General features: G+C 45.0%; 25 protein-coding genes. 18 read left to right on the top strand and 7 right to left on the bottom strand.

Annotated elements, in window-relative coordinates:
* Position 1: 1 nt before the first annotated feature.
* Positions 2-736 (bottom strand): signal peptidase I, encoded by a 735-nt coding sequence (gene lepB / locus KFF44_RS00830; RefSeq protein WP_255936282.1) that lies wholly within the window; start codon positions 734-736, stop codon positions 2-4.
* Between the two features lie 340 nt (positions 737-1,076).
* Here lepB and dnaK point away from each other — a divergent pair, with 340 nt between their 5' ends.
* Both dnaK and dnaJ read left to right on the top strand, forming a co-directional pair.
* Positions 1,077-3,002, top strand: a complete 1,926-nt coding sequence (gene dnaK, locus KFF44_RS00825; protein ID WP_255936281.1) for a molecular chaperone DnaK — start codon at positions 1,077-1,079, stop codon at positions 3,000-3,002.
* 117 nt (positions 3,003-3,119) lie between these two features.
* The gene (gene dnaJ / locus KFF44_RS00820; protein WP_255936277.1) at positions 3,120-4,256 is read left to right on the top strand and encodes a molecular chaperone DnaJ; all 1,137 of its coding nucleotides are present in this window, start codon (positions 3,120-3,122) and stop codon (positions 4,254-4,256) included.
* A 45-nt stretch (positions 4,257-4,301) separates the two neighbouring features.
* Here dnaJ and KFF44_RS00815 read toward each other — a convergent pair whose 3' ends face one another.
* Entirely contained in the window at positions 4,302-4,916 is a 615-nt protein-coding gene (locus KFF44_RS00815) for a TetR/AcrR family transcriptional regulator (RefSeq protein ID WP_255936275.1), read from the bottom strand.
* 131 nt (positions 4,917-5,047) lie between these two features.
* Here KFF44_RS00815 and KFF44_RS00810 point away from each other — a divergent pair, with 131 nt between their 5' ends.
* From KFF44_RS00810 to KFF44_RS00790, 5 genes are all read left to right on the top strand, one after another.
* Entirely contained in the window at positions 5,048-6,304 is a 1,257-nt protein-coding gene (locus tag KFF44_RS00810; RefSeq protein ID WP_255936274.1) for a parallel beta-helix domain-containing protein, read from the top strand.
* Between the two features lie 13 nt (positions 6,305-6,317).
* Positions 6,318-7,391 carry an SO2930 family diheme c-type cytochrome gene (locus tag KFF44_RS00805; protein ID WP_255936273.1) on the top strand — a complete coding sequence of 358 codons (1,074 nt, stop codon included), beginning with the start codon at positions 6,318-6,320 and terminating at the stop codon, positions 7,389-7,391.
* A gap of 126 nt (positions 7,392-7,517) precedes the next feature.
* Positions 7,518-8,348, top strand: a complete 831-nt coding sequence (dapB, locus tag KFF44_RS00800) for a 4-hydroxy-tetrahydrodipicolinate reductase (protein WP_255936272.1) — start codon at positions 7,518-7,520, stop codon at positions 8,346-8,348.
* Positions 8,349-8,362: 14 nt separating this feature from the next.
* A complete protein-coding gene (locus KFF44_RS00795) occupies positions 8,363-8,776 on the top strand; it encodes a DUF350 domain-containing protein (protein ID WP_255936270.1) in 414 nt (137 codons plus the stop codon).
* Positions 8,777-8,779: 3 nt separating this feature from the next.
* On the top strand, positions 8,780-9,622 hold the full coding sequence (locus tag KFF44_RS00790) for a serine protease (protein ID WP_255936268.1): 843 nt from the start codon (positions 8,780-8,782) through the stop codon (positions 9,620-9,622).
* On the opposite strand, the gene KFF44_RS00785 is transcribed toward KFF44_RS00790, so the two are convergent.
* On the bottom strand, positions 9,604-10,155 hold the full coding sequence (locus KFF44_RS00785; protein ID WP_255936266.1) for a DUF2244 domain-containing protein: 552 nt from the start codon (positions 10,153-10,155) through the stop codon (positions 9,604-9,606). The two genes, KFF44_RS00790 and KFF44_RS00785, sit on opposite strands and share 19 nt — an antisense overlap.
* An 18-nt stretch (positions 10,156-10,173) precedes the next feature.
* Positions 10,174-11,493: a UbiH/UbiF/VisC/COQ6 family ubiquinone biosynthesis hydroxylase gene (locus KFF44_RS00780; RefSeq protein ID WP_255936265.1), complete on the bottom strand. Its 1,320-nt coding sequence runs from the start codon at positions 11,491-11,493 to the stop codon at positions 10,174-10,176.
* Between the two features lie 117 nt (positions 11,494-11,610).
* Between KFF44_RS00780 and KFF44_RS00775 the strand changes: the two genes are divergently transcribed.
* From KFF44_RS00775 to xth, 4 genes are all read left to right on the top strand, one after another.
* Complete coding sequence (locus KFF44_RS00775) at positions 11,611-14,076, top strand: DNA translocase FtsK (RefSeq protein WP_255936263.1); 2,466 nt, start codon at positions 11,611-11,613, stop codon at positions 14,074-14,076.
* A 25-nt stretch (positions 14,077-14,101) separates the two neighbouring features.
* Complete coding sequence (locus KFF44_RS00770; RefSeq protein WP_255936261.1) at positions 14,102-14,827, top strand: outer membrane lipoprotein carrier protein LolA; 726 nt, start codon at positions 14,102-14,104, stop codon at positions 14,825-14,827.
* Positions 14,828-14,915: 88 nt separating this feature from the next.
* Positions 14,916-15,548, top strand: coding sequence for a hypothetical protein (locus KFF44_RS00765; RefSeq protein ID WP_255936259.1), 633 nt, complete (start codon positions 14,916-14,918; stop codon positions 15,546-15,548).
* Positions 15,549-15,596: 48 nt separating this feature from the next.
* Positions 15,597-16,379, top strand: coding sequence for an exodeoxyribonuclease III (gene xth / locus KFF44_RS00760; protein WP_255936257.1), 783 nt, complete (start codon positions 15,597-15,599; stop codon positions 16,377-16,379).
* 49 nt (positions 16,380-16,428) lie between these two features.
* Here the strand turns inward: xth and KFF44_RS00755 are convergent, their stop codons facing one another.
* Entirely contained in the window at positions 16,429-17,124 is a 696-nt protein-coding gene (locus tag KFF44_RS00755; RefSeq protein WP_255936255.1) for a response regulator transcription factor, read from the bottom strand.
* 179 nt (positions 17,125-17,303) lie between these two features.
* Here KFF44_RS00755 and ribA point away from each other — a divergent pair, with 179 nt between their 5' ends.
* Together ribA and KFF44_RS00745 are read left to right on the top strand one after the other, a co-directional pair.
* Positions 17,304-18,398, top strand: a complete 1,095-nt coding sequence (gene ribA, locus KFF44_RS00750) for a GTP cyclohydrolase II (protein ID WP_255936253.1) — start codon at positions 17,304-17,306, stop codon at positions 18,396-18,398.
* Positions 18,395-18,931, top strand: a complete 537-nt coding sequence (locus KFF44_RS00745; protein WP_255936252.1) for a L,D-transpeptidase — start codon at positions 18,395-18,397, stop codon at positions 18,929-18,931. Before ribA ends, KFF44_RS00745 begins: the two co-directional genes overlap by 4 nt.
* 14 nt (positions 18,932-18,945) lie before the next feature.
* Here KFF44_RS00745 and KFF44_RS00740 read toward each other — a convergent pair whose 3' ends face one another.
* Complete coding sequence (locus tag KFF44_RS00740) at positions 18,946-19,611, bottom strand: YggS family pyridoxal phosphate-dependent enzyme (protein WP_255936250.1); 666 nt, start codon at positions 19,609-19,611, stop codon at positions 18,946-18,948.
* A 71-nt stretch (positions 19,612-19,682) separates the two neighbouring features.
* On the opposite strand from KFF44_RS00740, the gene KFF44_RS00735 reads away from it, so the two are divergent.
* The gene (locus KFF44_RS00735; RefSeq protein WP_255936248.1) at positions 19,683-20,294 is read left to right on the top strand and encodes a thiamine phosphate synthase; all 612 of its coding nucleotides are present in this window, start codon (positions 19,683-19,685) and stop codon (positions 20,292-20,294) included.
* A 15-nt stretch (positions 20,295-20,309) separates the two neighbouring features.
* Here the strand turns inward: KFF44_RS00735 and KFF44_RS00730 are convergent, their stop codons facing one another.
* The gene (locus KFF44_RS00730; protein WP_255936247.1) at positions 20,310-21,203 is read right to left on the bottom strand and encodes a porin; all 894 of its coding nucleotides are present in this window, start codon (positions 21,201-21,203) and stop codon (positions 20,310-20,312) included.
* A gap of 233 nt (positions 21,204-21,436) precedes the next feature.
* Between KFF44_RS00730 and KFF44_RS00725 the strand changes: the two genes are divergently transcribed.
* The 4 genes from KFF44_RS00725 (at position 21,437) to holA (ending at position 26,086) form a co-directional block, all read left to right on the top strand.
* On the top strand, positions 21,437-21,862 hold the full coding sequence (locus KFF44_RS00725; protein ID WP_255936246.1) for a DUF3576 domain-containing protein: 426 nt from the start codon (positions 21,437-21,439) through the stop codon (positions 21,860-21,862).
* 117 nt (positions 21,863-21,979) lie between these two features.
* A complete protein-coding gene (gene leuS / locus KFF44_RS00720; RefSeq protein ID WP_255936245.1) occupies positions 21,980-24,544 on the top strand; it encodes a leucine--tRNA ligase in 2,565 nt (854 codons plus the stop codon).
* A gap of 3 nt (positions 24,545-24,547) precedes the next feature.
* The gene (gene lptE, locus KFF44_RS00715; protein ID WP_255936244.1) at positions 24,548-25,057 is read left to right on the top strand and encodes an LPS assembly lipoprotein LptE; all 510 of its coding nucleotides are present in this window, start codon (positions 24,548-24,550) and stop codon (positions 25,055-25,057) included.
* A gap of 6 nt (positions 25,058-25,063) precedes the next feature.
* Positions 25,064-26,086: a DNA polymerase III subunit delta gene (gene holA / locus KFF44_RS00710; RefSeq protein WP_255936242.1), complete on the top strand. Its 1,023-nt coding sequence runs from the start codon at positions 25,064-25,066 to the stop codon at positions 26,084-26,086.
* Position 26,087: the final 1 nt, after the last annotated feature.

The raw sequence follows: 26,087 nt of genomic DNA, 5'->3' as shown, positions 1-26,087 counted from the left end.
ATCAGTCAATTAAATTGAAAAATCTTCCGTAAGGGATTGGCCCTAGACAACTTATGTCTTTACCTTGATCACAGTCATAAAGACTGAAGGTTGTGATGTTGGCTTCGCCGACAAAATTATTGATATTGATAAAGCCTAACGTACCCCTGCTATCATTAGAGCCATCGCGGTTATCACCCATCATGAAATAATGATTTTCCGGGACAACGAACAAGCGTGTATTGTCGTAGCGCCCTTGATCAGTTTCTTCATAAATACGGTGCTTAACACCATTTGGCAGGGTTTCTTCATATTCGTTGACTTTGCGCTCACCGCCTAAATAGGACGTGTAAGTAACCTGACGGACTAAATTTCGTTCAATAAGCTTATCATTGATAAACAGTCTACCATTGCGCATCATGATCTTGTCGCCAGGCAATCCAATAACGCGCTTGATGAAGTCTGTTGTTTCGCCGTTTCGGGAAAGTGTAAAAACGGCCACATCCCCGCGCTCTGGGTTGCTGGATAAAACCCGGTCTTTCAAAATAGGCGGATCAAAATAAAATGAATATTGATTATAGCCATAAGCAAATTTGGAAACAAAAATTCTATCGCCAACTTCTAATGTTGGTTCCATGCTGCCAGACGGTATATGGAAACTTCCCCATGCAAATGTGGTGAATAAGACATAAAAAACAGCGACAAAAAGAATATCTTTGATGAACTGTTTGATAGAATTTGTTGTTTGTTCAGCCATTATTTTCCTGACCTTTTTAAAAACTGTCGTGGTCTGTATTTTTCTTTACGTTCATATGTAATTGATTACTTCAACGGGCATATGAATTTATCAATTAGAGTGTCCATATACAGGGGAAGTTACCTGATATCAATCAGGCTTCCTATAATCAGACGTAATAAACAGTATTTTCTTACAATATTTCTTGATCTCATCCCTTGCAGGCCACGGTTTTGGTCACTATATAGGCCGTGAAACACGATTGCCCTTTAAGGTGATCGAATAGAATTACAAACTTCAAGAGGCTAGAATTGTGCCGAATGGGCTTTTCTAGTCGGCTATAGTAAGGACAAGAAATACAATGGGTAAAGTAATTGGCATTGACTTAGGTACCACTAATAGCTGCGTATCTATCATGGACGGGTCAAAACCGAAAGTTATTGAAAATTCAGAAGGTGCGCGTACAACCCCTTCTATCGTTGGTTTTACAGATGAGGGCGAACGCCTTGTTGGCCAGCCTGCAAAGCGTCAGGCAGTGACAAACCCATCTGACACATTATTTGCTATCAAGCGTTTGATTGGTCGTACATTCAACGACCCGACAACACAAAAAGACCTCGAAATGGTCCCATACAGCATCGTTAAAGCCGATAACGGTGATGCATGGGTAGAAGCCAAAGGTGAGAAATATTCACCAAGTCAGGTATCTGCAATGATCCTTCAGAAAATGAAGGAAACAGCAGAAGGTTACTTGGGTGAAGATGTAACTCAGGCCGTTATTACCGTTCCTGCGTATTTTAATGACGCCCAGCGTCAGGCAACGAAAGACGCTGGTAAAATCGCTGGCCTCGAAGTTCTCCGTATCATTAACGAGCCAACAGCTGCAGCGCTTTCATATGGCCTAGAGAAAGAAGACGGCCATACAATTGCTGTATTTGACCTTGGCGGTGGTACATTTGACGTATCAATTCTTGAAATTGGTGACGGTGTATTCGAGGTGAAATCTACAAACGGTGATACGTTCCTTGGCGGTGAAGATTTTGACATGCGCCTTGTTGATTACTTCGCTGACGAGTTTAAAAAAGAAAACGGCATTGATCTTCGCGGTGACCGCATGGCGCTTCAACGCCTTAAAGAAGCTGCGGAAAAAGCAAAAATCGAACTTTCTTCTTCTCAGCAGACAGAAGTGAACCTTCCGTTTATCACTGCTGATGCGTCTGGTCCTAAACACCTTCAAATGAAGCTAACTCGTGCTAAGTTTGAAAGCCTTGTTGAAGACCTCGTGCAGCGTACGCTTGAGCCATGCCGTAAAGCACTTAAGGACGCGGGCCTTGCTGCTGGTGAAATTGATGATGTTGTTCTTGTTGGTGGTATGACCCGGATGCCTAAGGTTCAGGAAATCGTTAAAGATTTCTTTGGTCGTGAGCCACACAAAGGCGTTAACCCTGACGAAGTGGTTGCAATGGGTGCTGCTATTCAGGCAGGTGTTCTTCAGGGCGATGTGAAGGATGTTCTTCTTCTTGATGTAACACCGCTTTCACTTGGTATTGAAACGCTTGGCGGCGTGTTCACTCGTTTGATTGAGCGCAATACAACAATTCCAACGAAGAAGAGCCAGGTTTTCTCTACAGCGGAAGATAACCAGGGCGCGGTGACTATTCGCGTATTCCAGGGCGAGCGTGAGATGGCTGCGGATAACAAACTGCTTGGTCAGTTTGATCTTGTGGGTATCCCGTCAGCGCCGCGCGGTGTTCCGCAAATTGAAGTTACATTTGATATTGATGCCAACGGTATTGTGAATGTGTCTGCAAAAGACAAAGGCACAGGTAAAGAACAGCAAATCCGTATTCAGGCTTCTGGTGGTCTTTCTGATGACGATATCGAAAAAATGGTCAAAGATGCTGAGGCCAATGCTGATTCTGATAAGAAACGCAAAGAGCTTGTTGAAGCTCGCAATCAGGGTGAAGCATTGATCCACGGCGCTGAGAAAAACCTTTCCGAGCATGGTGATAAGGTTGGTGCTGACGATAAGAAAGCGATCGAAGACGCGATTGCAGCGCTTCGGACATCACTTGAAGGCGAAGACCTTGATGATATCCAGCAAAAAACAGAAGCGCTTGGTCAGGTATCTATGAAGCTCGGTGAGCAGATCTATAAGGATAGCCAAGGTGAAGCTGGCCCTACAGATGAGCAAGCTGCTGACGCTGCTGCCCGCGAAGCAGAAAGCGGAGAGAATGACGATGTTGTTGATGTTGACTTTGAAGAAGTTGACGAAGACAAAAAGTAAAATGATATCGTCTATTCAATGATGATGGGCGTTGCACACTTTTGTATGCAGCGCCTTTTGTCTCAGAGGCGCTTGGCGCTCTATAGATCGTATCGCTGGAAATAGGATACCCTGTTCGTGGCAAAACAAGATTATTATGACCTTTTGGGTGTAGCGAAAGATGTTGATGAAGGGACTTTGAAAAAAGCCTTTAGAAAACAAGCTATGCAATATCACCCTGACCGTAACCCGGGTGATGCGGAAGCTGAAAAAAAATTCAAAGAAATCGGCGAAGCGTACGACGTTTTAAAAGACCCGGAAAAGCGAGCTGCTTATGACCGGTATGGGCATGCGGCGTTTGAAAACGGTATGGGTGGCGGTGGTCATCCAGGTGGCGGCGCTGGCGGTTTCGATTTTTCAGATGTTTTTGAAGAATTCTTCGGTGGTATGGGCGGCGGTCGTCGACGTCGCGGCGGCAATAGCGCGACGCGTGGTAATGACCTTCGCTTTAACCTTGAAATCACACTTGAAGAAGCCTTCGCTGGCAAAACCGATACAATCCGCGTTCCAACATCTATCTCTTGTGATCCGTGTAATGGTTCAGGAGCGGAAAAAGGCTCTAGCCCAGAGGTTTGTGGAACATGTGGTGGGCATGGTAAGGTCCGTGCAAACCAGGGGTTTTTCATGGTGGAGCGCACGTGCCCGACATGTCAGGGCGTAGGCCATATCATTAAAAACCCATGTAAGGTATGTCGCGGCGCCGGTCGTGTTGAAAAAGAGAAAACATTAGAGGTAAAAATCCCGCAGGGTGTTGACGAAGGCCAACGAATTCGCTTGTCCGGTGAGGGTGAGGCAGGCGTTCGCGGAGGCCCATCCGGTGACTTATATATTTTCCTTACGATTAAATCGCACGCAATTTTCAAGCGTGATGCTGAAATGCTTTATTGTCAGGTGCCTATCCCAATGACAACCGCCGTTATGGGCGGACAAATTGAGGTTCCGACAATTGGTGGTGGTCGCGCGCGGGTGAAGATCCCCGAAGGTACACAAAGTGGTCGCCAGTTCAGGTTACGCGGTAAAGGGATGCCCGAACTAAATGGTGGTTATGTAGGTGATATGATCCTTGAAACTGCCGTCGAAACACCCGTAAATCTAACCAAACGTCAACGCGAACTGATGGAAGAGTTTGCAAAAGAAGGTGGCGATAATATTTCACCCCGTTCAGAAGGGTTCTTTTCAAAGGTTAAAGATCTCTGGGATGATTTGACTGAATAAAAATTCAAGAACTGTGGCGGGATAATAGGTTTCTGCCACATCAATTTATGTAAGTGTTTTTACATAGGCATTTACAATAACCCTGAGTTCTTCGATTAGTAATTCCGCTTGTTCCTCATTCTCGATTGCTTGATCGATTAACACCGAAATAACCGTAGATATGGTTTTGATAAAACCGTCTTTTCTTGTCTCGGGTAATTCAATATTTGCGGCCAATAGGCTTTTTTCGACCAAAATTGGGATCTCACTTTTATCGAGTGCGGTTGTTTCCCATATTGTGCTGGAACTGTTGGCCCACCTTGTTAACTTGTTGAAGCTTTTATGGTTTTTTGCTTCATGCCAAAAACTATTGATGATTTTTTGGTTCAAAACCTCAAAATTAATACCGCCTTCAATATCATCAAATAGCCGTTTAACTTTTTCCAATACTTCTGAATAAGCATTATTGTAGATATGCTGGAGGATGTCCTCTCGGGATTCGAAATATTGGTAAATAGACCCAATAGGTAACCCCGCCTGTTTGGCTAGTGTTGTTGTTGTAAAGGCATCAACACCTTGTTCTTCAATAATCAATTGACTTACGGATAGGATATTTTGTACGCGCTTAATGGCACGCGCTTGCGTTGGTATTTTCTTTATTTTCTCGGGCCAAACAGTCAAATCATTACTTTCTCTAATAAGTGAATAAGTTTCACATTTGTTGACTATTACATAAAAGCATGTAATCTGAAATATATAAAATGGCAGTGGATAGGGGGGCACTTTCGCCATTCGTATGGGGAGACTATGATATGAGTGTTAGAACGTTTTTACTTAGCTTATTAATTATCGCCGTTTCTATAGGGGCATCGGCTCAATCAGGGCAGGTTATTAAAATTTCCCCTAGAGATAATGTAGAGGAGCAGCTTCAGGAAGCATTGATCCTCTCTGATCCCGGCAGCACTATTGAACTGGCCCCTGGGCGATATGAATTCTTTGGCCCTCTTTCTATCGATATAGAGGGTATTACGCTTAAGGGCGCAGGCAAGAATGAAACGGTTCTCTCGTTTAAGGGTCAGACCTCGGGTTCGGAAGGGTTATTAATCACATCCAATAATGTGCGCATTGAAAAGCTCGCAGTAGAAGATACCCCCGGCGATGGCATTAAGGCAAAAGGAGTTGATACAGTTTCTTTTGTAGATGTAAGGGTTGAGTGGACCGAAGGCCCGAAAGAGACAAATGGTGCCTATGGCTTATATCCTGTACAATCTAAAAATGTCCTTATTGACCGTGCTGTTGTAAAGGGTGCCTCGGACGCAGGCATTTATGTCGGACAAAGTCAGTATATAATTGTTCGCAATAGCCTCGCTGAATATAATGTTGCTGGCATTGAAATCGAGAACAGTTATTTTGCCGATGTTCATGATAATATAGCCCAGCACAACACGGGTGGTATCCTTGTTTTTGATCTTCCCAACCTCCCACAACAGGGGGGACATTCAATAAGGTTGTTTAATAATAAATCCCTTAATAATGATGTTCCTAACTTTGCGCCTGCTGGAAATATTGTCGCAAGTGTTCCCAAGGGTACAGGCATCATGTTGATGTCAAATCGTGATATCGAGGTTTTCGGTAACGAGATTGGTGGCAATGGCTCAGTGAATGTTCTGATCGTTTCGTATCAACAGGAATTTGATGATCCAAATTACAGCCCGCTTCCACAGAATGTATATGTGCATAACAATATATATGGTGATGGTGGTTTTGATCCTGATAAAGATGTGAAAGATATTGTTGCCCCAATCACTGGTACGCCTGTACCGGATATTATCTGGGACGGTGTAGTTGATGGTGTTTGGGCCGCTATGTTCGGACCAGACAGTGATAAAGCCATTTATGTTGAAGAAGCTGATGACGTATCCTATGCAAATCTTCAGCTTATGCTGGATTATATCCTGCCGTGGGGGGCTTCGATTGATACAGAGAAGCAAAAATACAAAGGTACGCTTCCAACACGTGACGCTGTAAAGCTGCCACAAGATCAACAGCAAGATCAACCACAGGATTAGAGAGCAGACTTCGGTGCGTATCAGGTTTTTATATATTCTAAGTTTTCTGGGTTTAACGTTTACAGCAATTCATCAGGGTGTTGCTCAGGATAAAATAGTATCCGTGAATGATGAGGCCTTGTTAAAAGTGCGCCCTGCGCGGCTATTATCTGAATATGGGTTGTTTTCTGACCTTGGTGCGCAAATACCGACTGAGGGAATTTTGCCCTATGACCTTCAGGTCTCTTTGTTTACTGATTATGCACACAAGTATCGATTTGTTTATGTACCAAGCGGCAAAACTGCATCTTATGACGAAACGGAAGTTCTTAAATTTCCTGTTGGCTCTGTTCTTATTAAAACGTTTGCCTATCCTGCGGATTTCCGTAAGCCGGATCAGAATATCAGGTTGATTGAAACACGGCTTTTAATCCATCAGGAAAAGGGCTGGAATGCGTGGGCATATGTATGGAATGATGACCAAAGCGATGCAGTGTTAAAAGTTGCTGGCAAGAGGCTGGATATTGATTGGATCGATACGAGCGGCAACCTTCGACAAATAGAATATAAAGTGCCGAACAAAAACCAGTGTAAGGGGTGTCATACCCTAGATAAGGCATTTACACCTATTGGGCCCAAAGCAAGGAATTTAAATAAGGATTATGCTTATAGAGGCGGCGTTGAAAATCAATTGATAGAATGGACAAAACAAGGTGTTTTAGAGAGCTTACCGCCTATTGAAAATGTCCAACATATCCCGCCGATAGAGAATGAGAATTCTGATCTAAACAGTCGAGCGCGCGCATATTTAGATATCAATTGTGCCCATTGTCACCGACTTAGAGGGCCAGCCTCTACATCTGGTTTATTTCTGACATATGGTGAAAAGGATCCTGTCCACTGGGGATATAAAAAACGCCCCGTTGCAGCAGGCCGCGGGTCTGGTGGGTTGTCATTCGATATCGATCCAGGAAGGCCTGAAAATTCAATTTTGCACTTTCGTATGCACTCAGAAGACCCGGGCATTATGATGCCCGAAACAGGCCGTACAATCGTCCATAAGGAAGGGTTACGCCTGATCCATGAATGGATTGAAAAGCTTGAATAAGTGATAATATTCCATTTGATTTTAATTGCATGACTTTCTGCTAGTGCCAAACATGTCCAATATGTTACTCAAGCATAGTATTAAACACGTATTTAATTCGGTGTTATCGTTTATGAGGGTAAAGGCGTGTCAGAAAAAAAAGTAAAGGTAGGCGTTGTCGGTGCTATGGGCCGTATGGGCCAGTCGATCATTCAAACTATATTAACGCAAGATGATAAAGCTAACGGTGCACGGCTTGAGTTTTTTACCGCGAGCGATGTTGCTAACCATCCTGGCGTCGGCAAAGAATGCTATCCTGCTACCAGGGTTACCTTAAACGCCTCAAGCGAAAGTGTTTTTGAACAAAGTGATGTCGTCATCGACTTTACACCCCCCGGAAATACGGTTGTTCATGCGAAATACGCAGAAAAACACGGTGCTTCATATATTGTTGGGACCACGGGGTTGGGTGATGAAGATCATCAGGTTCTTGACCAAATAGGTCAGGCAGTATGTGTGGTACAAGCAGGCAACTTCTCCCTTGGGGTTAACCTAATGACCGCCTTTTCGAAGAAAATGGCAGCTGTTTTAGGCCCTGAATGGGATATCGAAATCCTCGAAATGCACCATAAACACAAGGTTGATGCGCCTTCCGGTACGGCAATGATGATTGGCGAAGCAGCAGCAGCTGGCCGTGGTGTTAACCTTAAGGAAACAGCAGTTAAATCCCGTGATGGTATTACCGGAGAAAGACAAGTCGGCGATATTGGCTTTGCCACACTTCGTGGTGGTTCCGTTATTGGTGAACACGAAATTATTTTTGCAAGCGATAATGAGCGCCTAACCTTATCGCACCGGGCCGAAAACCGCGGTCTTTTTGCTGCTGGTGCTGTGCGTGCTGCACGCTGGGCGGCTGAACAGTCAAAAGGTCGCTTTTCGATGATGGATGTGTTGGGACTATCGGACTTTGGCGTTTAAATAAGGGGGGCAATATGCAGGAAGCATTATTATCATTGTGGGCTGGGCTGCCTGTTTTTATGGTTCATTCTGGCGTTAGCCTGATGATCTTAATTATGGGTGCGTTCATTTACACCAAAATTACGCGCCACGAAGAAATTGCTTTAATCCGGGATGGCAATGTTGCGGCAGCCCTTTCTTATGGAAGTGCAATCATCGGTCTTGCTCTTCCGCTAGCCTTTTCATTATCAGCATCTGTTTCTGTATGGGATATTGTTTTATGGGGTGTCATTGCTCTTATTCTACAGATTGTTGCATTCAGGTTGGCCGATCTTTTCCTTAAAGGACTGTCCAGTCGTATCGAGGCCGGAGAAATGGGCGCTGCAGTTATGGTCGTTTCGGTCAAGCTAAGCACGGCGTTTATCAATTCAGCGGCAATTTCGGGGTAAAAGATGCGCCGTTTTATCGAGTTTTTCACCTATGCAGCAATCATTATCATTGTGATTGTTCGTTATGCAGGTGAAGAAGATAATCGATCGCCCCGTAGGGCTGCACCACCCAAGGTTCCTGCACAAACTTTACCAGACAATCAAAAGCTTCCTATCAATAATGGTGGCGATGTTTTGGTAAATCTGGACACGAAATTATCCAATAGTGTTGGGACGGCTTTTGCGGTGGACGCAAAAGGCACATATGTAACTGCCAGGCATGTCGTTGATGGCTGTACACGAATTTATATTGCCCACCAATCGGGAAGATTTAGTGCAGTTCAAAAGGTAACAATTGATCAACGCCGGGATTTTGCTGTTCTCAAATCAAATCGCGTGAAAGCACGCTCGGTATATCTTGCGTCTATCGCTCCTGACCGCGGGGATGACGGATATATGATGGGCTACCCGCAAGGAAATCCCGCAGATGTTCGTGCCACTGTTATTGGTCGGAATAATATGCGGTCATCCGGTCGTTATAATACTCGTGAACCTGTTATCGCCTGGGTCGAACGTGAGCGGTTACCGTTTTTTAATGGCGCCCTTGGTGGTATTTCAGGTGGGCCGGTTTTCGATGGTAATGGTATTGTTGTCGGGACGGTTGTCGCTGGTGCACCAAGGCGTGGCAGGGTCTATACCACTCACCCACGGGTTTTCTTAAATGATGATCTGGGGTCTGAAATTCATTTTAGAGAAGGGTTGGAGACATGGCGCACCATCAATGCCGCAAATTATGCGGATATTGGCAAGGAACTTAGGGGCGCTAAGACGATCACTCAGGTTTACTGTCAGGTTACAAAGTCCTGACGTTTCCAATCATTCAGGGCCTTATCCAAGGAGTTGGCGAAATCTCTTTTTTCATATGCCGTTAGAAACTCACCAATTTCCAACTGTTTCCCATGAGAGAGAATCTGAAGTTTATCATTATCGGATGTTTCTTTAACCCTCACTTGAAGCCAATAAGGCTCTAAGCTCCAGGTTTCTACCTGACGGTTTGGGTGAATACGGCATATAATCAGGGATTGCTGTGTCAGGTGTACGGTTTCATATAGTCGTGCTGCCCGAAAATTAAAATAAAATGCAAACCCAAGGGCGATAACATCAAACAATACAAATAAAACAACCGGCCACGCACCAGCAATGATGAATCGAATGCCTGCAAGCGCACATATGATACCAATGATTATGAGCATAGTTTGCACATTCTTTGGGGTCATTGAGCGATGCGGAAAAAGTTTCACCGACAAAAAAGTATCTGAACCTTCCAAGGCAGGCAGGTCTTCGTCCCGACTATAACGAATAGAGTCAGGCTGTAGAATATCGTCAGGTGCATTACTCATACATGATTTACGCTATACCTAAAGAAGTGGTTCACCCCTCAATAGTTTTGGCAGTTCCCCGACGGTTCCACGCGCATGTGACATGAAAAAGTTTTTCAATGGCGGGATTTTATCGACAACGGCTAATCCAACGTCACGTGCAGCTTTAATCGGGCCAATATCATTAGAAAACAAACGGTTTAGGATGTCCGTAACGCCGATTAAACTCGCATTATCAAATCTGCGCCATTCCTGATATTTAGCGAGTACATGTTCTGACCCGATTTCAAGTCCGACATGCATGCTGTCTGATATAATTTCCAGAAACGCGGCGACATCACGAAGTCCCATATTTAGGCCTTGTCCGGCAATTGGATGAATTGCATGCGCCGCATCACCTAGAAGTGCCATACGTGTGCTGATGTATGTATCGCTATATTGAAGTGTAAGAGGGTAGGCCCAGCGACCACCAATCACTTCAATGTCACCCAGAAAATCACCTACGCGCCGCTTAACTTCCGCATTGAAGGCCCGGTCCGAGAGATTCATGATGGTATCGCGCAAGTGCTCTTTTTCCGTCCAGACTAATGAGGATCGGTTTCCGGTTAACGGTAATATTGCAAAGGGACCAGAAGGCAAAAACCGTTCATGTGCTATACCGCAGTGACTATGTTCATGCTCGATAGAACACACAATACCAACCTGACCATAAGAAAAGTTTGACGTTGGAATGTTTGCGTTACGTCTCGCTAGGCTTTGCCTACCATCGATGCCGAGCAGTAGTTTTGACGTTATGACTGTTCCGCTTTTTAACGTTAAGGTCGATTTGGATTTATCTCGCTCTATATTTTCCACGCTCTCTGGCGCAAGCACGCTAATATTTTCTAATTCTTCCACTCGTTTTGCCAACGCTTCGCGGATATGGCGATTTTCCAGCATGTTGCCGAGCGGCCCTTCACCGAGACTTTCATGGTCAAAGTGAAGATGCATCAGGGATGGGCCGTCTGAAACTCTAATATCTAAAATTGGCTGAGCATGGCCTTCAAGAAACTTCCAGATGCCCAGTGCTTTCAGCATCTCACAGGATGCAAAGGCAATAGCACTTGACCGGCCATCAAAGGATGGTTGAACTTGGTCTTTAATTGGGATCATATCAACCACGGTGACAGATAACCCGATTTCTGCAAGTCCGATCGCTGCGGTCAGGCCAGCTAGGCTTCCGCCGATAATTGATATATCAGTTTCAATAATATTGGTCATACAAACACTCCATACATATTTTTTATGGATCGGGGCGGTATTTGTCCAGTGTTCTAGTGTCGCATGGCTGCCAAAGAAATAGCGTAAAATGCATGCCATGAAAAAGCCCCTCTTGTCGAATAGGGTTTTAACAAAGTAAAGTGTTGCGAACACTATAAGAACATTTGAGTATCTGATCAGATAGTTACCTTTAATTTGATTGAAGATAGGGGAAAAATGGCGGTTAAAACCAAAACACCTAAAAAAGCGGTAAAAGCAAAGCCGAAAGCAAAAACCGCAAAAAAGCGTGTAAAACCCTCTGATACGCCGCCATTGTTGCCGCCTGGCTTGGTATTGTTCATGAAGAACAGTGCCTGGCGGATTTTTGGGGTGTTGATTATTGGATTGGCTGTGGCTGTGGCGCTGTCTTTATTTAGCTATAATCCAGCGGACCCGGGCATAAACAATGAAACAAATTCGCCAGTAACAAACTTGATCGGGGGAATTGGTGCCAACGTTTCTGATGTGTTGATGCAATCCCTTGGTCTTGTTTCTTATTTTCTGATAGCACCTATTTTATTCTGGGGCGTGAAGTTGCTGCGCCTTCGATGGCTTCGTCGGTTTTGGTTAAATCTGGCAAGTGTATCCCTTGCGCTTGTTCTTTTCTCTATTGCATTTAGTGTCATGGCACCAAGTCCTGATTTTCCGGTGCAGGCAGGCTATGGCGGTGCGCTCGGTCAACAATTATACCTTTATATCGTCAGTCTTTTTGCTGAATTGATTGTACCTGCCTGGGTTTATGGCGCTGTTTTCGCTCTTCTCGCGGTACCCGTGTTTTTATATTCCCTTGCGCTTAACCGAGATGAATGGGCGTTTGTTAACGATCAAATCCAACGCTTTGGCAGGGCATCTATTCGTTTAGGAGCTTATATTCTTACATTTCTGTGGGATATGTTTGTTGCACTTAAGGATAGGTTTCAAAAGCCAGACCCGGTCAAGGGCGCCCGCTTGAAAGAAAGAGACTTCGGTGTTTTACCGGAGGAAATTCATGATGACCCAATCATTGACGAAGAACAGAGTCGTCATCAAGCTACTGCGCGTAAACGTGTAAAAGCACCCAAGAAGGCTATTCTTGGCAAACGCGAAGCGAAAGAAGCACAGACAACTCTTAATTTTGGAGATACGGGGGATTTTGTTCTTCCGGCACTTGAACTATTGGAAGCCCCGCCACCTGCTTCAGCACTGGATAAAATCAGTGAAGAAGCGCTTGAGCAAAATGCCCGTATGCTAGAAGGTGTCCTAGGCGACTTTGGTGTTCAGGGCGACATTCAGGACGTTAGACCTGGCCCAGTTGTTACACTATATGAATTGGAGCCTGCTCGGGGTACCAAATCGGCAAGGGTAATTGGGCTTGCTGATGATATCGCGCGCTCAATGAGTGCGATTTCTGCGCGTGTTGCTGTGGTCTCTGGTCGAAATGCGATCGGTATTGAATTGCCGAACACAAGCCGCCAAACCGTATTTTTACGTGAATTGCTCGCTTCCCGTGACTATGAGCGTAATAAGGCGCGTCTGCCGATGGTGCTGGGTAAGGATATCGGTGGTGCTCCGGTTGTTGCTGACCTGTCAACTATGCCGCATTTGCTGGTCGCAGGAACAACTGGGTCTGGTAAATCGGTTGGTATCAATACCATGATACTGTCGCTTCTCTATAGGCATAGCCCCGATAACCTCAGGTTTATTATGGTTGACCCTAAAATGCTTGAGCTTTCGATTTATGACGGCATTCCCCATCTCTTAACCCCTGTTGTGACCGAACCTAAGAAAGCGGTTGTGGCCTTGAAATGGGCGGTTCGGGAAATGGAAGAACGCTACCGCAATATGTCAAAGCTCGGTGTTCGTAACCTTGCTGCATTCAACAAGCGTGTTGCAGAAGCATTGGATAAAGGTGAAACACTCACTCGTCAGGTCCAAACTGGATTTGATAAAGAAACAGGTCAGCCTCTTATTGAAGAGCAAGAATTTGACTTTGAGGTTTTGCCATACATTGTCATCGTTATTGATGAAATGGCAGACTTGATGCTTGTTGCTGGTAAGGATGTTGAAGCAACGGTTCAGCGTTTGGCACAGATGGCGCGGGCGGCAGGTATCCATTTAATTATGGCAACTCAGCGCCCGAGTGTTGACGTTATCACTGGTACAATCAAGGCGAACTTCCCAACGCGGATCAGTTTTCAGGTTACCTCCAAAATTGATAGCCGTACCATCCTTGGTGAACAGGGGGCAGAGCAGCTTCTTGGTATGGGGGATATGCTATATATGGCAGGCGGTGGTCGTATTACACGGGTTCACGGCGCATTCGTTGCCGACAAGGAAGTAGAAACGGTTGTTGGTCACCTTAAGAGACAAGGCGCGCCAGATTATTTATCCAGCGTTACCGAGGAACCAGAAGAAGGTTTCGATAGCCCGTTCATCCCGGGGCCATCAGGGGATGATAAAGAAGCAAGTTTATATGATAAGGCTGTAGATATTGTTCTCAGGGATCGCCGCGCATCTACAAGTTATATTCAGCGCCGATTGAAGATTGGTTATAACAAGGCCGCCACATTGATCGAAGAAATGGAAGAACAAGGGGTAATTAGTGCACCAAACCATAAGGGGCAACGTGAAATTTTGGTGCCAGAACGCGAAGATGAATTTTAAAAATAAGAAAACGTTTGAGGATAGTATGAAGAAAACAGTTATTTTTGCCCCACTTTTGATTATGGCATCGTTGATGACAGTACCGTCTGCTGCGCAGGATAATTCTGGTGATCAAAATCAAACCATAAAAGGTGCAGAAGAGAAATCATTGCCTGCATTGGAAGAAGCATTTGTCGAAGAAACGCCAGTATTTGCCGCATTCCAAAAAATTCAAAGTTATATGAATAGAGTGAATAGCTTACAGGCTAATTTTACGCAGCGTTCCCCAGGCGGTCTGACCTCAAAAGGCAAATTATTTATGGAGCGGCCAGGGCGCATTCGTTTTGATTATTCCGATGAAACGCCAATTCTTGTGGTTAGTGATGGGAAAATCCTTAATTTGGTCGATGAAGAAATCGAGCAGGTGACCAAATGGCCGGTTGAAGATACTCCATTGAGGGTTTTGCTTGGTAATTCGGTGGATCTGGCTGCGTACGGCGCTCGGGTTGAAGTCGAGCCGGGTGGTATCAAGAATATTATTGCCCTCCATGCAACCGATGAGCGCCGCCCTGAAATTGGGGAAATTACCATCTATTTCCGGGATCAGCAAAGTGAAGGACTGGACCTGATCAGTTGGGTTGTCAACGATGCGCAAGGCGAAACAACTGTTGTTGAGCTTTTTGACACTGAAACTAACCTGAAGTTAGCGGGTTCGCTATGGACGTTTGAAGACCCACGGGGGCTTGCGAAACGCAGACGCGGTGTTCGCTAATACAGATAGCGTCTTTCGACTTTATTTCGGCCGCTTTTCTGCCTATATCTGATCCATATTTGCTCGCTTAACCAAGAAGAGTTGTCTTATGGAATTAGATAATGATGAAAATAATCAATCCCCCTCTCAGGATGTGGATATTGATGAAATTCTTGCGGACGATATTTTGGATGAATATCCCTCGCTTAAGTCTGTTGCACCCTTTTTAGCACTTGCCAGTGATGTGCCTTGGTTCAGTACATTGGGCGAGGACCCTCATCGTTCATTAGTGGTAACCGCTCGTGACTATGTCGAAACGCTTGGTTTTCCTGAAGCTGAGCCGGGGTTCCTCGGTGACTGGGAAGAGGCCGCAGAGGCCGCTGAAAGCCTTGATATTAATAGCCCTGCTTGGGAAGCAGAAGAGCAACTCAGGGCTGCCCTCACCAGTGATGTTTTATCAATCATTGATGAAAACACGCTTGAAATGGTTATGGCGCATGTATCAGGCACCGTGGGCACTGCGATTGGAGAAGCTGCTGTAGAAGCGTCGACGCACTTTGGTATTCATGATGAAGGGTTTGTGAATGCTGTTACGGGTGCCGCTATTCAGGCCTGCTATCATGCTGTTCTGGTTGGAATGGCCGCGGAAGAAAATAGCCATCCATTTGCCATCAGGTTTCAACTCTTTGAGCAAGGCCGTCTGCCCATTGGGGTTATTGGCAACAGTTTCCTGATCTACTAAATATTATATCAAACAAGTTTTGCACTTACCCATATTGAAAGAGACTTTATGCGCCTTATTACCTGGAATATTAACTCAGTTCGTGCCCGCCTGAATATCGTTGAGCAACTTATCCAAGACTATAAGCCAGATATTTTGTGTTTGCAGGAAACGAAAGTGCAGGACCATATGTTTCCAACCCAGTTTTTTGAGGATATGGGGATGCCGCATATGGCTATTCGCGGTCAGAAAAGTCATCATGGTGTAGCGACATTATCGAAAGTGCCATTTGAAAGTCAGGACTATATTGATTGGTGTGAAATGGGTGATGCACGGCATATTTCAATAAAACTTGCAACGGGTCAGGTTATTCATAATTTTTATGTACCAGCAGGTGGGGACGAACCAAACCCTGATACCAATGATAAATTTGCCCACAAACTTAAATTTATCGAAGAGATGACAGCTTGGTCGAAGACAATAAAAGATCCAAGTATCCTTGTTGGGGATTTAAACATCGCCCCGTATGAAGAAGATGTTTGGAACCATAAGCAGCTCCTCAAAGTTGTCTCGCATACTCCTGTTGAAACGGATGCGATGCTCGAACTGATGAAAGCCCATGATTGGGTTGATGTTATGCGTGAATTTACCCCTTTACCGGAACGACTATATAGTTGGTGGTCATACCGAGCTCGTGATTGGTCAAAAGCGGATAAAGGGCGGCGGCTTGATCATGTCTGGACCAGCCCGTCGCTGAAAGCGAATACAGTAAAAATGGAAGTGATCAGGCAAGCTCGTGGCTGGGAGAAGCCATCGGATCATGCACCGGTTTTGGTGGATTTTGACATTTAAAAGAAAACCCGCCTATTAGGCGGGTTTTTATTACTACTATCTGAAACGTTTATTTGTTCAGACCTTGAAGACTGTAGCCACCGGGCTCTGTCACGAGTAAGCGCGCCATCCCAGGTTCAGGCTCAATTTTCTGACGTAGGCGGTAAACGTGGGTTTCAAGCGTGTGTGTTGTAACACCGGAATTATAACCCCAAACTTCCGCCAGTAGTTCCTCGCGGCCAACAGCCTTTCCGCCAGCACGGTAAAGATATTTCAAAATTGCGGTTTCTTTCTCTGTCAGGCGAATTTTCTTGCCGGTTTCGCGCTCGTCTAGAATTTTTCCAGATGGACGGAACTGATATGGGCCAATGTCAAAGACTGCGTCTTCGCTTTGTTCATATTGGCGGAAATGTGCGCGTATTCTCGCAAGTAAGACAGTGAAGCTAAATGGTTTTGTAACATAGTCATTTGCACCAGAATCCAAACCAAGAACCGTATCTGCGTCTGATTGCATGCCCGTAAGCATAATGATTGGAACAGACACGCCCATTTTGCGGATGCGCTTGCATAATTCCCGGCCATCCATATCTGGAAGACCAACATCAAGAATAATCATATCAACTTGATTATCAGACAGAAATGTCAGGGCACCAGAGGCATTTTCTTGCTCTGTTGTAGAAAACTCATCGCAAAGTGCCAATTGCTCCGCCAAAGTTTCACGAAGATCGTTGTCGTCATCTACGAGTAATAATTTACGTACAGCCATAAAAGCTCTCCGGTGGTTATATTAAATTAGTTCTGTCATTACGGCAGTGTTAGCGCCTATATAGGAAAAGTCTGCCTAAATTACCATAAATCAGTTTCACATTTGTTTGATACTTTAGTGAGCCTATGACAAAACACAAGCGATAGCATTTATTATAAGTAACTATTATACGGTTTATTATGCACCATAAAGCACAAATCTCTTTATCAATCGAGCGCGCTGCAGACGACCTTAGACGTGGTTATCCTGTTATTTTAACTACAGGTCATGATGATCAGGCAAGAAAATATGCTATTATGCCGCTTGAGCTGGTGAATGAAACCTCTCTCAATGCCTTTGATACTAGTTTTAACAACAGTTTTTTACTGATAACTGACAACCGTGCTGCGACAATAAAGGTTGCACACAAAGGCTCCGAGGCTGTTCGTTTGACGCGAAGTAAGTGGTTGTCGTCTGGTGATCTGATTGCACTTGCTGATCCCTCGGCGGATTTATCCAGCCCACTTAAGGGGCCGTTTTCCAGATTAGACAGTTTAGACCCTGACATGGATAAAGCAGCGATTAAATTGGTCAAGTTTGCTCGTTTATTACCGGCTTTATTAGTTGCTGAGTGTCTTGATACCGAGGTTGGGTTTTCGATCACTTTAAATACGTATGATATATTGAACACCGATATTGGTGACAGTTCAAAACTTATGCAGGTAGCGGCAGCTAATATTCCGCTGGAAGGTGCCGCCAAAACAAAGTTTGTTGCTTTTCGCCCTGTTGCTGGTGGTTTGGAGCATATCGCTATCATTATTGGTGATTTTGATCGAAACAGTTCGGTTTTAATGCGTATTCACAGCGAGTGCTTTACTGGTGACCTTCTGGGGTCTTTGAAGTGCGATTGCGGTGACCAGTTGAAGGGGGCGATAAAAGCAATTGATCAAGCTGGCGGTGGGATTGTTCTGTATCTGGCGCAGGAGGGGCGCGGGATTGGCCTTATTTCCAAATTGAAGGCCTATAGCCTACAAGATCAAGGTTACGATACTGTCGATGCTAACACCCGATTAGGTTTTGATGTTGATGAGCGAGTATACGCACCCGCTGCTGAAATGCTTAGAGCGCTTCATGTTAAAACTGTTCGACTGATGACCAATAACCCAAACAAAATAGAAGCCTTAGAGCGATTTGGTATAGAGGTATCCGAGCGGGTTGCGCACAAATTCCCAACCAATCCCCACAACCATCAGTATCTTGAAATTAAGAAGTCCCGAACGGGTCACTTGCTATGACAATACGGTGGATCGTCCAGCAATCAGCAAATCAGCAATCTATCGGTAGGTTTAAAGGACCAAACTTTGATGCTAGATGTGCTCTGGGTCGTGAAGGAATTGCAACGCAGCAAGATATGGTAGAGGGAGACTTTAAAACTCCGTTAGGGGTGTATCCCATTCGCCAAATATTTTATCGGCCGGATAAAATTGCTGTACCGAAAACCCAGATAAACGTTTCAGAAACCTCCAAGGCCTGTGGTTGGTGCGATGACCCGAACCACGTAGACTATAATCGTTATATTCGCTTGCCTTTTGGCGCATCACACGAGGTGCTATGGCGCGGTGATAACATATATGACCTTATTATCGTTATTGGACATAATGATGATCCAGTTATTCCCTGGAAGGGTAGTGCGGTTTTCATTCATGTTGCTCGCGATGATTATTCACCTACCGCAGGGTGTGTCGCGCTAAACTTAAATGATTTAAGCCAGCTTGTTGAGCTTTTGTCGCCTGGAGATGAGGTCGAAATTCTTCCGGCCCAGGCTTGAGCGTTGATAAACCCTTAGTTTTCTCTTGCTCCGAAAATCGCGGTGCCAACACGGATATCTGTTGCTCCCATCGAGGCGGCAAGAGCGTAATCGTTACTCATTCCCATCGAAAGCTTTGGAAGATCGTATCGTTTGGCTAGTTTTTTCAATAACGCAAAATGAAGCGAAGGATCATCTTCAACTGGAGGAATACACATTAACCCAACAATATTTAACCCTAGGTCCTTGCTCTCGTTTATCAGGGTTTCGAGGCCACTTAACAAGCACCCCCCTTTTTGCGGTTCGTCTCCCGTATTTACCTGAATAAAGAGCTGAATAGGTTTGTTTTGTTTTTCTATTTCTTTCGCAAGGGTCCGAGCGAGCTTGATCCTGTCCAGGGTTTGAATGCAATCGAATAGTTGAACAGCGTCTTTTGCTTTATTTGTTTGCAAACTACCGATTAAATGAAGTTCCAGATCATCATAATGTTTTCGGTTTTCACCCCAATGTTCAAACGCCTCTTGAACTTTGTTTTCACCAAAAACCCTCTGGCCTGCCTTTAGGGCCAAATCAATTTTCTCTTGTGGTTGACGTTTTGATACCGCAATAAGGTTGGGCGCTGTGTTGCCGGTACCTGTGTGCTTGCACATTGCTGCAATGGAGGCTTTGATATCGGTAATATTGGTGGAGATATCAGTCATAATGGTTCCTGTTTTTAAAACGGTATCAGGGCTTCGTATGTGCCAAGAATAGCACCAGGTCAAGGGTCAGTATGCAGACTAGCACGGCAATCTTGAATAGATTGAAACGAAAAGCAAATGTAGAAACGCTGGTATTTATGACGGATCAGGGCCGCGTAAGTGACCTTGAGCGTGTCCTCTATTCATTACCGGAAGGGTCTATTGTAATTTTACGTGATTATGAATGCCCTGACCGAGATGTGTTAGCCGCGAATATGTGCTCGATTTGTCGAAAACGTGGATTATATTTTTTGGTCGCTGGCGATTTTACCCTCGCACAAAAAGTGAAAGCTGACGGCGTCCATGTACCAGAATATATGCTTTTTGACTATCGAACTGCCCGCCAGTTCAAAGGCGTTTCAATGGTAACGGCTGCGTGCCATAGTCAAAAAGCATTAACCCGCGCGGCAAGTCTTGGAGTGAGTGCAGCTTTTGTTTCACCCGTCTTTGCGACAAACTCCCACAAAGGTGCCAGGCCAATGGGTATCCATGCGTTTTCCCGGTTGATTGCAAAGACGCGTATACCAATAATTGCACTTGGCGGTATTTCGTTTGGGACTGTTGGGCGTTTAAAATCGATCAATATTGCAGGAATAGCGGCAATTGACGGTATTGTACGACCCGCACTGGGTATTAAACAATAATAAGGCTGTTATGCTTTAGAATTTTAAACGACCGCCAAGGAAGAAGGTTTGTGCGCTTCCAAAGTCGGATTGACTTAAATAGCTGTTACGCTGGTCATAGTAGCGAATACCACCAAGAAGACCAAATCGACGACTGAGCTCAAACGAAGCACCGAGTTCAACGGATACGAAGTTACGAACTTCGTTGTTGATACCTTGTAAATCAGTACCTTCTTTGTATTCACTAAGTGAAAGCTTTGCAGTCCAGCGACTTCCTGTGTAGGAGAAACCAACTCCGAAACCTTCTGTGCCACCATTCCAAAGACTTTCTTCCCTGATGACTGAGGCGTTTAGATTAAAGCCGGAATACCCGACAGACAGGCCTACATTGTACGACCTATCAGCAAATGGATCACTTAAGTCGTAATTGTTGCCATTTAATTGTGGGTTCGTGCCTGAAAGGGTATATGCGCTTTCTATAGCAACTTCTAAGCCACGTTCGCCCTCTTCCTCATTGCTGCCAAACGACAGGCCAATACGGGACGAACCATCAAATATGGTCGACGCGTTACCTCGTATAGCGTTGCTTGGTGCCAATAATGAAGAAAACCCCGGTCTGTGAGAGGCGCTTTGTGAGTTGATAGTAGAAATTGATGATTTGTCCTGCAAATACAGGAAGCCTTCATCTTTTTTCTCTTCGCTGCTGCGAAGGCTAAGTTCTAGGCTATCAATGATAGGGTCTTTGGAGGCGGTTACAGGTTTTGGTGCAGCTTTGATTTCCGCAATCATTTTGTCTAGTTTTTTTAGAGCCGCCTGATCTTGTTCAGACTCGTTACGTTTCTCATCATCATCAAAGGCATGGATTTCCATACTATTTACTGATAATGCGCAGATAAAAGCGTAAATGCTAACTTTCCACGAACGTTTCATGACAAACTCTGTATACTAAATTAGGTAACCTCAAATGTATTTTAGTGCGATTGCTTGTAATAATACAATACTGAGTCTTTAAAATTCTTTAATTGTGTCTCAATAGTCACGATTTAAGCGTTTTCTGGCTGGTCATTAGCCGATCTGGCGTCTATAAACCAAACAAAGTCGTTTTTTCGTCAGATTTATATGGTGAAAAAACGAGTAACGAAAACGACTCAACGGAATTTATTATGACGCGTTTTACCCGGCCATTATTTGTGGTTATGCTTAGTATGTCGCTTGGTGCATGTAGTATTTTTGGTGGTGGCGACAGCGGCGTTGCCCCTAGAACAACAGCAATTGGTGTGAATGGGTATTTATGGCAAGCCACACTAGATACTCTCTCGTTTATGCCTATTGATCAGGCAGAGCCCGCTGGTGGTGTTATTCTGACGGATTGGCAACTGACACCAGATGTTGATAACGAACGAGTTAAGGTGGCCGTAAGGTTTTTATCTGAAACCCTTAGATCAGACGGTATCAAGGTTACTGTTATCCGCCAGCAGCGAAATGGTACTGATTGGATTACTGTCCCCGTTCAGGCGTCTACGGTTCTACAAATTGAAGAAGCTATTCTTTCGCGTGCACGTGCAATTAGGTCGGGCGAAGAAAGATAATTTTATTCAATCGTGTTTCTGTAAAACATGATCGAGATGAAATTAAATACCAATAATTTGTGCTAAATACAGGGGGCCGCATATATGTGTGCCCTCTAGATAGTTTAAGAGAAAAAAATGTCACGTTATAATGCCAAAATTACCGAGACAAAATGGCAAAAAAGATGGCAAGAAGCCGCCACTTTCAGAACGAATACTCAATCCGAAAAACCTAAATATTATGTATTGGAAATGTTTCCATACCCGTCTGGGCGCATCCATATGGGGCACGTTCGAAATTACACATTAGGTGATGTCGTAGCACGTTTTCGCCGGGCAAATGGATACGAAGTTCTGCACCCAATGGGGTGGGACGCTTTCGGAATGCCTGCCGAAAATGCGGCGATGGAACACAAGGTTCACCCTGCTGATTGGACGTATGACAATATTGCGAATATGCGCGGTCAGTTACAGCAAGTTGGTTTTGCGATTGATTGGGAACGAGAATTTGCAACGTGTGACGCTGAATATTACGGCAAAGAACAGCAAATCTTTATTGATTTCTATAATGCTGGACTAATTTACCGAAAAGAATCCTGGGTAAATTGGGACCCTGTGGATCATACGGTTCTGGCTAATGAACAGGTTATCGACGGTAAAGGCTGGCGCTCGGGCGCGCTTGTGGAGCGACGCAAGCTTTCACAGTGGTTTTTGAAAATCACTGATTTTGCCGATGAGCTTTTGGAAGGGCTAGGAACGCTTGATCGTTGGCCTGAAAAAGTACGGTTGATGCAGGAAAACTGGATAGGGCGATCAGAAGGCCTCAAGTTTGATTTCAATATTGCTGATCGGGGCGAAAAACTAACTGTATACACAACTCGCCCGGATACCATTTTTGGCGCTAGTTTCTGTGCGATTGCGGCAGATCATCCCCTTTCATTGAAACTGGCAGAAGATAATGCTGACCTAACGAAGTTTATTGAGGAATGCCGTAAGACCGGTACTAGTCAGGAAGCGATTGAAAAAGCAGAGAAGAAAGGGTTTGCAACAGGCCTTTATGTAGAGCATCCGTTTGATCCAAGTTGGAAGCTTCCGGTATATGTGGCAAACTTTGTGTTGATGGATTACGGAACAGGCGCTGTTTTTGGTTGTCCAGCACATGATCAGCGAGACCTTGATTTTGCGCGGAAATATAACCTTTCCGTTCAAGCGGTTGTTGTCCCTGAAGGCGAAGATGCGGCTAGCTTTGCTGTTGCGGATGAGGCCTATACAGGGCCGGGTTTGATCGCCAATTCTCAGATGCTTGATGGCATGACTGTAGAGGATGCTAAAACGGCTGTTATAGACCGTGCTGAGGCAGAAGGTTGGGGGGAACGCACTGTCAATTTCCGCCTGCGCGATTGGGGTGTTTCGCGCCAACGTTATTGGGGAACACCGATCCCGTTCGTGCACTGCGATGATTGCGGTGTGGTACCCGTTCCTGGTGAAGAGTTGCCAATTAAATTGCCGGAAGATGTATCGTTTGATACGCCCGGTAATCCATTGGAGCATCACCCAACATGGAAAAACACAACGTGCCCTAAATGCGGTAAGGCGGCGACGCGCGAAACTGACACAATGGATACATTTGTTGATTCGTCATGGTATTTCTTACGGTTTATCACACCTGATGAAGGCGCGCCTTTCGATGGCAATACAGTGAATGAATGGATGCCGGTAAATCAGTATATTGGTGGTGTAGAGCACGCAATTCTACATTTGCTTTATGCACGTTTCTTTACTCGAGCCTTGAATAAAATCGGCAAAACAACAGTAACCGAGCCATTTGAAGGCCTGTTTACGCAAGGTATGGTTAACCACATGACCTACCGTGATAGCGAAAATCAATGGGTATTCCCGGAATTGATCAGAACGCGCGACGACGGTACCATGTACCGCAATGACAACGGTCTTGAAGTCACAGAAGGCCGTATTGAAAAAATGTCGAAATCCAAGAAAAATGTTGTCGACCCTGACGACATTATCGATCAGTACGGTGCCGATACTGCGCGCTGGTTTGTGCTTTCTGATAGCCCGCCAGAACGTGATTTATTGTGGACGGAATCGGGCATTGAAGGCGCCTGGCGTTTCACGCAGCGTGTGAACCGGTTGGTTCTGGAGGCGATAGGTTCGGTTGCACCTATTGGTACTCCGATTCCCACTGAGGTCAGTGATAGTGCAATGGCACTTCGGAAAACTGTTCATAAAACTATTAAGGCAGTTACGGCTGATATCGAAGCACTGCATTTCAATAAGGCAGTTGCGCGCCTTTATGAATATGCAAATGCTGTTGGCGGAAAGCTGGATGGTGCGGGTGCAGCGGAAGTTAAACGTGAAGCGCTTGAAACCCTTGTTCTTTTGATTGGCCCCATGATGCCTCATTTGGCAGAGGAATTATGGTCAGAGCTTGGCTTTGAAACACTCGTTGCAGATACGCCTTGGCCACAATTTGATGAAAGTCTGACCGTCGATAACACTGTGAAATTGGCTGTTCAGGTTAATGGTAAAGTTCGTGACACAATAGAGGTCGCGAAAGATATGCCTAAGGATGAAATTGAAAAAATTGCCCTTGCGAACGAGAAGGTAATCAAATTTATGGAAGGTAAAACGATCCGTAAGGTCATCGTTGTGCCTGGGCGAATTGTAAATATTGTTGTAGGATAAAATATGAGATACTTAGCGCTAATATTGAGCTTGTGTTTTTTGTCAGCTTGTGGATTTACACCGCTGTATCAAACAGCCAATAACGGCGCTAACGTATCGAATGAATTGTCCTTCATTGATGTCGCGCCTATCCCTGACAGATTAGGTCAGGTTATGCGAAACCATCTGCTTACTACGTTTAATGTCGGGGCAAATTCAAAATATGAGCTTAGGATTACACTTAATCAGGAAAGCCTTGGTTATGGAACCCGGCCTGATGCTGCTGCTACCCAGGAACAGTTGACGGTTACCGCTGAGATCAAGCTCATTGATCCGTCAACAGAGAGCGTTTTATATAGCGATAACTTGTTTGCACGCACGTCATTTGATCTGGTTTTATCAGACTTTTCAAATGTTGTGCAGCGTGAAGACAGTGCCGAACGCTTGGCGATAGAAATTGGTGAACGTATCCACAAACGCCTTGCGTTATACTTCAAAAATACTGTTGAACAACCCGGTAGCATAACCGAGTAGTTGAATATGGTAAAGGTTCCCCCTCGCGATATTGCACGCCATCTTAAAGCCTTACCTGACGGGATTAGAGCTGTTTTGGTCTATGGCCGTGATGATGGTTTGGTACGCGAGCGATCGGAAGCAATAGGCAAACAGATTGTCGAAGATTTGTCTGACCCGTTTCAGGTTGCAAGACCATCAACAGAAGATTTGAAGCAGATGCCTTCAACTCTTCTTGATGAAGCCAACGCGATTTCGATGATGGGCGGGCGACGATTAGTTCGATATGACGGTGCTGGTGCTGAAGCCGCTGAACCCGTTAAACTGTTACTGGACGCTGAAACCGTTGATGGGCTTGTTGTCATAACGTCAGGGGACCTCAAGCCATCGTCTGCTCTTAGAAAAGCGGCAGAAGCCTCGAAGGTTGCGCTTGCCATTGCGTGTTATGAAGATAATGCACGTGATTTGATGGGATTAATCCAGAGTGTCCTTTCCGAAGCTTCCCTATCCGCTAGCCAGGATGCGGTTCATTATCTTGCAGACAATCTTGGCGGCGACCGAATGGTGTCACGGGGTGAGTTGGAAAAGCTTGTTCTTTATAAAGGGCCAGGTGGTGGCCAGGTAACGCTTGAAGATGCAAAGGCCTGTGTTGGTGATACAGCGGCAATTGGCCTCAATCAAATTGCTGAAGCTGTTACAGCGGGAAATATGACGGCTTTGGAACGATTGCTTGAGCGTGCCTGGACTGCTGGTGAAAATTCTATTGCAATTTTACGTACCCTACAAAATCGCCTCATGCGCTTTCATTTGGCACGTGGATATGTCGATCAAGGTATGTCGCCTGCGGACGCTATTGGGAAACTTCGGCCGCCGGTTTTCTTTGGCGAAAAGGACAGGTTTCAAATCGAAGTATCCAGGTGGTCGGCAAAAAAAATTGAACAGGCACTCTCCATATTAATGGAAGCGGAATTAGACTGCAAAACAACGGGAAACCCTGCAGACGTAATTTGTGCCCGTACTTTATTAAGGCTGGCAAAAGCAGCAAAATAAA

Origin of the sequence: Kordiimonas sp. SCSIO 12610 (assembly GCF_024398015.1) — a bacterium.
GTDB lineage: Bacteria > Pseudomonadota > Alphaproteobacteria > Sphingomonadales > Kordiimonadaceae > CANLMI01.
The sequence above is the reverse complement of the archived record's forward strand: the minus strand, read 5'-3'. Positions and strand labels throughout refer to the sequence as shown.

Bases quoted from the DNA above. Each gene is read 5' to 3' on its own strand.
- ribA (WP_255936253.1), top strand. From the start codon at position 17,304: ATGCACCATAAAGCACAAATCTCTTTATCAATCGAGCGCGCTGCAGAC.
- KFF44_RS00810 (WP_255936274.1), top strand. From the start codon at position 5,048: ATGAGTGTTAGAACGTTTTTACTTAGCTTATTAATTATCGCCGTTTCT.
- KFF44_RS00730 (WP_255936247.1), bottom strand. From the start codon at position 21,203: ATGAAACGTTCGTGGAAAGTTAGCATTTACGCTTTTATCTGCGCATTA.
- KFF44_RS00790 (WP_255936268.1), top strand. From the start codon at position 8,780: ATGCGCCGTTTTATCGAGTTTTTCACCTATGCAGCAATCATTATCATT.
- dnaK (WP_255936281.1), top strand. From the start codon at position 1,077: ATGGGTAAAGTAATTGGCATTGACTTAGGTACCACTAATAGCTGCGTA.
- lptE (WP_255936244.1), top strand. From the start codon at position 24,548: ATGAGATACTTAGCGCTAATATTGAGCTTGTGTTTTTTGTCAGCTTGT.
- lepB (WP_255936282.1), bottom strand. From the start codon at position 736: ATGGCTGAACAAACAACAAATTCTATCAAACAGTTCATCAAAGATATT.
- KFF44_RS00725 (WP_255936246.1), top strand. From the start codon at position 21,437: ATGACGCGTTTTACCCGGCCATTATTTGTGGTTATGCTTAGTATGTCG.
- KFF44_RS00770 (WP_255936261.1), top strand. From the start codon at position 14,102: ATGAAGAAAACAGTTATTTTTGCCCCACTTTTGATTATGGCATCGTTG.
- KFF44_RS00795 (WP_255936270.1), top strand. From the start codon at position 8,363: ATGCAGGAAGCATTATTATCATTGTGGGCTGGGCTGCCTGTTTTTATG.
- KFF44_RS00775 (WP_255936263.1), top strand. From the start codon at position 11,611: ATGGCGGTTAAAACCAAAACACCTAAAAAAGCGGTAAAAGCAAAGCCG.
- KFF44_RS00735 (WP_255936248.1), top strand. From the start codon at position 19,683: ATGCAGACTAGCACGGCAATCTTGAATAGATTGAAACGAAAAGCAAAT.
- KFF44_RS00755 (WP_255936255.1), bottom strand. From the start codon at position 17,124: ATGGCTGTACGTAAATTATTACTCGTAGATGACGACAACGATCTTCGT.
- KFF44_RS00740 (WP_255936250.1), bottom strand. From the start codon at position 19,611: ATGACTGATATCTCCACCAATATTACCGATATCAAAGCCTCCATTGCA.
- KFF44_RS00745 (WP_255936252.1), top strand. From the start codon at position 18,395: ATGACAATACGGTGGATCGTCCAGCAATCAGCAAATCAGCAATCTATC.
- xth (WP_255936257.1), top strand. From the start codon at position 15,597: ATGCGCCTTATTACCTGGAATATTAACTCAGTTCGTGCCCGCCTGAAT.
- KFF44_RS00765 (WP_255936259.1), top strand. From the start codon at position 14,916: ATGGAATTAGATAATGATGAAAATAATCAATCCCCCTCTCAGGATGTG.
- KFF44_RS00780 (WP_255936265.1), bottom strand. From the start codon at position 11,493: ATGGCATGCATTTTACGCTATTTCTTTGGCAGCCATGCGACACTAGAA.
- holA (WP_255936242.1), top strand. From the start codon at position 25,064: ATGGTAAAGGTTCCCCCTCGCGATATTGCACGCCATCTTAAAGCCTTA.
- KFF44_RS00785 (WP_255936266.1), bottom strand. From the start codon at position 10,155: ATGAGTAATGCACCTGACGATATTCTACAGCCTGACTCTATTCGTTAT.
- leuS (WP_255936245.1), top strand. From the start codon at position 21,980: ATGTCACGTTATAATGCCAAAATTACCGAGACAAAATGGCAAAAAAGA.